Origin of the sequence: Pseudomonas tehranensis (assembly GCF_014268615.1) — a bacterium.
GTDB classification, from domain to species: Bacteria; Pseudomonadota; Gammaproteobacteria; order Pseudomonadales; family Pseudomonadaceae; genus Aquipseudomonas; species Aquipseudomonas tehranensis.
On sequence record NZ_JABWQV010000272.1, the window covers coordinates 1 to 6,143 of the forward strand.

General features: G+C 62.4%; 7 protein-coding genes. 3 read left to right on the forward strand and 4 right to left on the reverse strand.

Annotation, left to right across the window (positions count from 1 at the left end; genetic code table 11):
• Nucleotides 1–37: 37 nt before the first annotated feature.
• Nucleotides 38–442: a RidA family protein gene (locus HU811_RS23745; RefSeq protein ID WP_092399111.1), complete on the reverse strand. Its 405-nt coding sequence runs from the start codon at nucleotides 440–442 to the stop codon at nucleotides 38–40.
• Nucleotides 443–573: 131 nt separating this feature from the next.
• Between HU811_RS23745 and HU811_RS23750 the strand changes: the two genes are divergently transcribed.
• Together HU811_RS23750 and HU811_RS23755 are read left to right on the forward strand one after the other, a co-directional pair.
• Nucleotides 574–1,515, forward strand: a complete 942-nt coding sequence (locus tag HU811_RS23750) for a LysR family transcriptional regulator (RefSeq protein ID WP_186658401.1) — start codon at nucleotides 574–576, stop codon at nucleotides 1,513–1,515.
• Between the two features lie 18 nt (nucleotides 1,516–1,533).
• Complete coding sequence (locus HU811_RS23755) at nucleotides 1,534–1,926, forward strand: GFA family protein (protein WP_092399107.1); 393 nt, start codon at nucleotides 1,534–1,536, stop codon at nucleotides 1,924–1,926.
• A 15-nt stretch (nucleotides 1,927–1,941) separates the two neighbouring features.
• On the opposite strand, the gene HU811_RS23760 is transcribed toward HU811_RS23755, so the two are convergent.
• The 3 genes from HU811_RS23760 to HU811_RS23770 form a co-directional block, all read right to left on the reverse strand.
• Nucleotides 1,942–3,402 (reverse strand): aldehyde dehydrogenase family protein, encoded by a 1,461-nt coding sequence (locus tag HU811_RS23760; protein ID WP_186658403.1) that lies wholly within the window; start codon nucleotides 3,400–3,402, stop codon nucleotides 1,942–1,944.
• Nucleotides 3,403–3,543: 141 nt separating this feature from the next.
• Nucleotides 3,544–3,984 (reverse strand): RidA family protein, encoded by a 441-nt coding sequence (locus HU811_RS23765; protein ID WP_092399103.1) that lies wholly within the window; start codon nucleotides 3,982–3,984, stop codon nucleotides 3,544–3,546.
• Nucleotides 3,974–5,110 carry a DSD1 family PLP-dependent enzyme gene (locus tag HU811_RS23770; protein WP_186658405.1) on the reverse strand — a complete coding sequence of 379 codons (1,137 nt, stop codon included), beginning with the start codon at nucleotides 5,108–5,110 and terminating at the stop codon, nucleotides 3,974–3,976. The genes HU811_RS23765 and HU811_RS23770 overlap by 11 nt, the downstream gene beginning before the upstream one ends.
• Before the next feature lie 94 nt (nucleotides 5,111–5,204).
• On the opposite strand from HU811_RS23770, the gene HU811_RS23775 reads away from it, so the two are divergent.
• Complete coding sequence (locus HU811_RS23775) at nucleotides 5,205–6,089, forward strand: LysR family transcriptional regulator (protein ID WP_186658407.1); 885 nt, start codon at nucleotides 5,205–5,207, stop codon at nucleotides 6,087–6,089.
• Nucleotides 6,090–6,143 lie beyond the last annotated feature (54 nt).

A 6,143-nucleotide genomic window follows, 5' to 3' on the forward strand; every position in this document is an offset into this window, starting at 1 on the left:
GGAGCGAGCCTGCTCGCGATAGCGGTGGTTTCGGTTTCTACCCCTCGGCGGCTTCAGGCAACCTGGCAATCACCTTGATCTCGAACTGAAAACCATACAACCACGTCACCCCCACTCCCGTCAGAGTCGGATGCGGTGCGTTGCCCCAGAACTCGGGCACCACTTTCCAGATCCTCTCGAATGTCGATTCGGGGTCGACGATGAACACGGTGACGTCAACCACATCGTCAAAGGTGCAACCGGCGGCGGCTAGAATCGCCTTCAGGTTGTTGAACGCCAGCCGAACCTGGTCCTCCAGTTCCGGTTCTGGCGAACCGTCTTCGGTGCTGCCGACTTGCCCCGATACGAATAAAAAGCCATTGGAGCGAATCGCTGGCGAATAGCGATTACGCTCATACAGGGCCTGGCGCCCGGCTGGGAAAACTACATCACGCTGTGCCATAAGTGTCTCCATCAAAGGGTCGGATTCAATCTTGAAACCACTCTAGGGGCTTGTGCCCGGACGATAAACGAGCAACCTTGGCGATCACTGTTTGTAGAATCCAAACAATCTGACGGACACATGGGGCAGCAATGGATCGTTTCGACGCGATGCAGGCATTCGTTCGAGTGGTGGAGGCGGGCAGCTTCACCAAGGCGGCCGACACCCTGCACATGAGCAAAACCACCGTGACCCAACTGGTGCAGCAACTGGAGGCACGGTTGCGCGTCAAGTTGCTCAACCGCACCACGCGCAAGGTCAACGTCACCGCTGACGGCGCCGCTTATTACGAGCGGGTGATTCGCCTGCTGGCCGACATGGACGATGCCGAGACCAGCGTCTCCGGTGCCCAGGCGTTACCCCGCGGGCGCCTGCGGGTGGACGTGCCGAGCCCGCTGGCTGCAATGATCCTGGTGCCGGCCTTGCCGACGTTCTATGAGCGATATCCGGACATTCAGATCGACATGGGCGTCAGTGATCGCATCGTCGACATGCTTGATGAAAACGTCGATTGCGTGGTGCGCGGCGGTGAGTTGAGGGATCAGTCGCTGGTCGCCCGACGCGTCGGCGATCTCGCCCTGGGCGTCTTCGCCGCCCCGAGCTACCTGGCACGGTTTGGCGTGCCCGCGCATCCCCGAGAACTGGAGGATTCGCACCATCGCACCGTGGGTTTCCTGTGGGCGCGCACTGGCAAATCCCTGCCCTACGCGATGCGCCGTGACGCTGAGCTGCTTCACGTCAAAGGGCGCTACGCGCTGGCCATTGACGACGGCAACGCCTACCTCGCGGCCGGTCTGGCCGGGTTGGGCGTGCTCTGGCTGCCCGAGTACATGTCCCGAGCCCACCAGGCGCGAGGTGATTTGGTGGCGCTGTTCGAAGACTGGCACCTCGAGCCGATGCCGCTTTATCTGGCCTACCCGCCAAACCGGCACATCAGCGCCAAGTTGCGGGTGTTCATCGAATGGGTCGTGGAGTTGATGGCGCAGCATGCGCCTGTCATCGACCGATCCGGGTTATTAAAACCGACCGGATGACTGCAGAGGAGACACACCATGGACCCATTCACCGGCGGTTGCCTGTGCGGCAACGTTCGCATCCAAGCCTCGGGGCGCCCGTACCGGGTTGGCCTCTGCCACTGCCTCGATTGCCGCAAGCATCACGGGGCGCTGTTCTACGCCTCTGCGGTGTTCCCCCAGGATGCCGTGACCATCGAGGGTGAAACCCGGGACTACGCCGGGCGTTTCTTCTGCCCGCGCTGCGGCTCGTCGGTGTTCGCCCGTACCGGCGACGAGATTGAAGTGAACCTGGGAACGCTGGATGCCCCGGATCAACTGATGCCCACCTACGAAAGCTGGACCGTGCGCCGTGAATCCTGGTTGCCGGCGTTTCCGTTCACCAGGCACTACCCGCATGATCGTGAGGGCACGGGGCGCTTCGAAGAGTAGGCGCGCTAGCGGGACTTAGCCGAAGCCCACAATCGCCTTGATCTCCAGATACTCCTCGAACCCATGGAGACCATACTCACGACCATTGCCGGAGCGCTTGTAGCCACCGAACGGCGCCATCGGATTCCACGCCGGATAGTTCAACAGCACTTGCCCTGCGCGGATGCGCAACGCAACGCTGCGCGCCTGTTCAAGGTCCTGACCCTGAACATGCGCGCCCAGCCCATAGACGGTGTCGTTGGCGATGGCGACCGCTTCATCCACCGTGTCATAGGGGATGATGCACAGCACCGGGCCGAAGATTTCTTCCTGGGCGATGCGCATCACGCTGTCCACCTCGGAGAACACCGTCGGGCGAGTGTAGAAGCCTTTTTCAAAACCCTGCACGCGGCCTGGCCCACCACACAGCAGTTTTGCGCCTTCGTTCAGGCCCACTTCGATCATGGCCTGCACGCGATTGAACTGGGCTTGATTGGCGATAGGACCGAGGATGGTTTCCTCCGATTGCGGATCACCGACGATGATCGCATTGGCGGTGGCGGCCGCCAGGGCTTCGACCTGGGCCAATCGGTTCCTTGGCACGATCATGCGGGTCGGTGCGCTGCACGACTGGCCGACATTGCGAAACGCCGACATCACCCCCGGTGGTACGGCTTTGTCGAAGTCGGCGTCTGGCAGCAGCACGTTCGGTGACTTGCCGCCCAACTCCTGGGTCACGCGTTTCACCGTCGGGGCGGCCGCCTGGGCCACCAGCGCGCCTGCACGGTTCGAGCCGGTGATGGAGATCATGTCGATATCAGGATGCGCCGCCATGGCCGCACCGACCTCGGCACCGCTGCCGTTCACCAGGTTGAAGACCCCGGGAGGCAGGCCAGCGTCATGCACCAGTTGCGCGAAGAGCAGGGCGCTCAGGGGCGACAGTTCGCTGGGTTTGAGAACGACCGTGCAACCTGCCGCAATGGCCGGAGCGACTTTTGCGGTGATCTGATACAGCGGCCAGTTCCACGGCGTAATGAGCCCGCAGACGCCGATGGGTTCGCGGGTAATGGCTGTGCCGCCTTCGACCTTCTGGAAACAATAGTCGGACAGCACATCACGGGCTACGCGCACGTGTTCGGCCGCCAGCGGCACTTGCATCGCCCGGGCAAAACCGATGGCTGCGCCCATTTCCAGAGAGAGCGCCTGGGCCAGCGCCTCCTTTCGTTCAAGGATCAGTTCATGAATTCTGCCGATCACCAGTGCGCGCGAGGCTGGCGAAGTCGAGGACCAGCCGGGAAAGGCCGCACGCGCCGCCGCGACCGCCCGATCAACATCCTCGCACGACCCTTGGGCGACGTGGGCAACAACCTCTTCGGTGGCCGGGTTGATCACCGGCAACGTGGCCGCATGTGCCGGGAACGACCAGTCACCATTGATATAAAGCTGTCGGGTTGTGTGCGGGTCGAGGGTGTAGCTGTTCGAAGATCGGGTTGTCATCCAACGGGCTCCCATAGAGCGTTTATGGCATGGCCTGCGGCAGATCGTTATGCCGTGTCTGCTCAATAAACTAACAAAGAGGCCCTGATCAGTTGTGCCGTTCTCGACCTTGGCAAAGGAGAATCTGCTGTATCTGGCGCGCTAACTTGGCAAAAACGTATCTGTACCCATTGCCGGTTGCCCATTGCCCGTTGCCGACACGCGAGCCAGCGCTTCGACTTCAATCAGGTAGCCATGATGCAGCGCCGGGACGGGCACCACGGCGCGTGCGGGGCGGTGCTCGCCCAGATAGCGGGCATAGATTCGGTCGAAGGCCGGCCAGTGTTCGATGCCGGCGACATAGACCGTCACCTTCACCAGATCGCTTGGGCCCCGGCCTGCGGCGTCGAGAATCGCCAGCAGGTTTTCCAGGGCGATGGCAGCTTGGACCTCGAAGGGCTGGTCGACGCTGTGGCTGCCATCGGCGCGCACCGGCAATTGCCCGGACACATACAGGACGCCCTGGTACGACAGCGCCTGGGCGTAATGTCCACCCGGCGCTGCGGCGTGGGTGGTATGGATAAACCCAATCTCACCAGCCATGCAGACGACTCCAGTTGTGCACTTGGCCCGTGGCATCACAGGCGAGGTAATGAGGGAACTGTGCGCCAGTGGCACATGCATGGTTGGGCAGGATGCGCAGGCGGCTGCCGATGGGAAACCGCGCGGTGATATCCACGTGTTCGGCGTTCGTCAGGGTGATGATGCCGTGCTCCTGATTAGCGCTGGTGAGCAGCGCGCCGTCGATCCAGTCGCCGGTTTCGCTACACACCTGTCCATAGCCGAAGTCCCGTGACTGGCGCTGCGTACCCCGGTCACGACTCATGGCCATCCAGCCGGCATCGGTGATGATCCAGCCTTTTTCCTGTTGATGACCGATGACGGTGGTCAGCACGCTCAGCGCCAGTTCGCCTGCCTGGCAGACGCCGACGTTGTGCATCACCAGGTCGAAGAATACATAGACGCCTGCGCGAACTTCGGTGACGCCTTCCAGGTTCTGTGCCGACAGCGCCGTGGGCGTGGAGCCGACGCTCACCTCAGGGCAGGCCAGCCCGGCTTCGCGAATGCGTTGGGCAGCGCGCACGCAAAGGTTGCGTTCCTGTTCGGCCAAGGCTTGCAGCGCGTCGGGCGTATCGAGTTCGTAGCTGGAGCCGGCGTGGGTCATCACGCCGCAAAGCTGCATGCCGCCTTCATCCAGTAGCCGGGCGATGCCCACAAGTGAATCGTCCTCGACCCGCACGCCGGACCGATGGCCGTCGCAATCAATCTCGATCCAGACCTCGAACCGCTCATCGTGCTGCTGGCCGAAATCGACGATGGCCTGGGCCGCCGTCAGGCTGTCCGTGAGGATGCTCAAGCGACAGCCTTGGCGCTTGAGTGTCAGGGCCTGGGCCAGTTTGCCGGGCGCCATGGCCACGGCGTAGAAAATGTCCTGGATGCCGGCCGCGAAACAATATTGCGCCTCCTTTAAGGTGGACACGGTGACGCCGCTGGCGCCTGCGGCGATCTGCGCCTGGATCACGGGCAGGCATTTACTGGTCTTGATGTGGGGCCGTAAACGCACACCCAAGGTGTCCATGCGTTGCTGCATGCGCTGGATGTTGCGCTGCATGCGCGGTACATCGATGAGCGCGACAGGGGTATCAAGGAGGGGAATTGAGGCGGTCATGAGCAGCACTCGGTGGATGGGGACAGGGCGACTCTACTCAGTCGTCGTGAAGTCGTGGTTCAATGCTGCGTCATCAATCATTAAGTTGAACTGAATGATTAGCATCGAAGACCTGCGCATGGCCGTGACGCTGGCGCGCTCCGAGTCGTTGAGCGCAGCGGCCAGGGCCCTCAATGTCTCGCCACCTGCGTTGTCCATGCGCTTGCGCAAACTGGAGACATTGCTCGGCCTGACCCTGGCCAACCGCGATGCCCGGCGCCTGAGCCTCACCGCCGATGGCGAGCGCTTCTCCCGCCAGAGCGCGCTGTTGCTGGAGCAACTGGAGGCGCTTCCCGAGTCGTTCAAACAGCCGGACAATCAACTGGCCGGCACCCTCAGGCTGGCGGCGCCGTTCGGCTATGGACGGCAACGCATCGCGCCGTTGCTGGCGCGTTTTGCCAGGTTGCACCCACAGTTGTGCCTGCACCTGGATTTACGGGAAACGCCCTGGCCCGATCGTCACGACAGTGATGCGGTGATTCACATCGGTAACCTCAGCGACAGCCAGTGGGTTGCCCGGCCCCTGAGCCACAATGCTCGCTGGTTATGCGCCAGCCCCGCCTACCTGGAGCGGCACGGCACGCCGTCTTCACCGGAGCAACTGGCTGAGCACCGCTGTATTTGCATTCGCGAAAACGATGAGGACGTCACGCTGTGGCATCTGCGCAATGAGCAGGAACGCAAGACCCTGCGCATCCAGCCAGCCTTGCTGAGCAACGACGGCAGTGTGGCCCGACGCTGGGCCGAAGAGGGGTTGGGCCTGGTGCTGCGCTCGCAATGGGATGTCAGCAGAGCCATCGCCGATGGCAGCCTTGTCCGGGTGCTCGCCGATTGGCAATTCGACAGCGCACCGATCAACCTGCTGGTGCCGTCGCGCAAAGTTCGCAGCGCACGGGTGCAGGCGTTGGTGAGTTTTCTTGAGGCTGAGTTGAAAGCCTGAACACTAAGGTTCCTTACAGACCTGCCGCCATCGCGAGCAGGCTCGCTTCCACAG